Source organism: Flagellimonas abyssi (assembly GCF_019457905.1).
In the GTDB taxonomy this organism is placed as follows: Bacteria; Bacteroidota; Bacteroidia; order Flavobacteriales; family Flavobacteriaceae; genus Flagellimonas; species Flagellimonas abyssi.
The window spans coordinates 1-1290 of the sequence record NZ_JAHZSV010000093.1 but is presented as its reverse complement, the minus strand read 5'-3'; the positions used below and the strand labels follow the sequence as shown (position 1 = coordinate 1290).

At 35.5% G+C, this 1290-nt stretch carries 1 protein-coding gene; it reads left to right on the top strand.

Annotation, left to right across the window (positions count from 1 at the left end; translation table 11 throughout):
• Positions 1–163 precede the first annotated feature (163 nt).
• A partial coding sequence (locus K1F36_RS19950; protein WP_220115355.1) for an IS4 family transposase occupies positions 164–1290 on the top strand: 1127 nt, incomplete at its 3' end.

Genomic DNA, 1290 nt, shown 5'->3' with positions numbered 1-1290 from the left:
GCAGTCATGGTCGGAAGATTATTCTTCCGACTTTTTTGTTATAAAGACTTTTTCCTTAATTATAATATCGAAGCAAATATGTAAATAACTTACTGATTATCAGGTAAATAACTTGTTTTTATTCTTTGTTTTTTGTATCTTTATTACTGATAATCAGTCTTATATGTCAGTTTTTAAAGATCATAATGTAACCGTAAATGAGTTACTTCAAGTTATACCTGAAGCCCTGTTATCCCAACTGGCTGCCCAGACGAAAGTCGATCATTATTCAAAGGTCCTTCATGGTAAAAAAATGTTTTATCTTTTATTGTTCGGAATCCTGGATAATGAAAAATTGAGCCAACGTACACTAGAGGATACTTTCAATGATTCTGTGTTCAAGCAGCTTTTTGATCTGGACGAATCTGAGACCGTGCGCAGAAGCTCCATATCTGAAAGATTATCTAAAATAGACTCGAATTACTTCCGACAAATATTTGAGTGCATTTATGGGCAATTTGCCTCTCATTATGGTCATACCGAAAGCAAAAAATACAACCTGATCCGGGTAGATAGCACTATTGTTAGCGATACGGCGGGAAAACTCAAGGAAGCAATTGACCAGAACAATGGTAAAAAGCTGATCAAATTCAGTATGTCTTTCGATGGGTTACTTCCTTCATCTGTTGATATTTTCAATGAGCAAAAGTATTCGGCAGAAGATAATGCTTTGCCCGTGGGGATTTTAAGACATGTGAAAAAGGAAACAGGCACATCCAATATCTACATTATGGACAGAGGGGTACAGTCTACCCGCACCATGCACAAGTTCAGTAAAGAGAACATCCCTTTTGTAATACGTTCCAAAGAAAACAGAAAGTATGTAGAGGTTAAATCCTTATTGGTAAATCAAGATACAACTAAAGATATGGGGGGATTTGAACTGGTCAAAGATAGTATCGTCCATCTTTATACCGGAATCCCTATACATAACAAAAAAGGGAACATACATCACAAAGAAACCTTGGTAGAAGCGCCTTTCAGGCTTGTTATCATCAAAAATAAAACCAGTCCCAATAAAGAATTTTGGTTTATTTCTAATGAATTTGATCTTCCTGCCCAAGAAATAACACGGTTTTACAGAAGAAGATGGGATATTGAAGTGTTTTTCCGGTTCATCAAGCAAGAACTCCATGTAAGCCATTTGGTTTCCATGAATAAAAACGGTATCGAAGTAATGATTTACATGACATTGATTGTTGCCATGCTTATCCTTATCTATAAAAAAGCAAACAATATCGGTTATAAAAC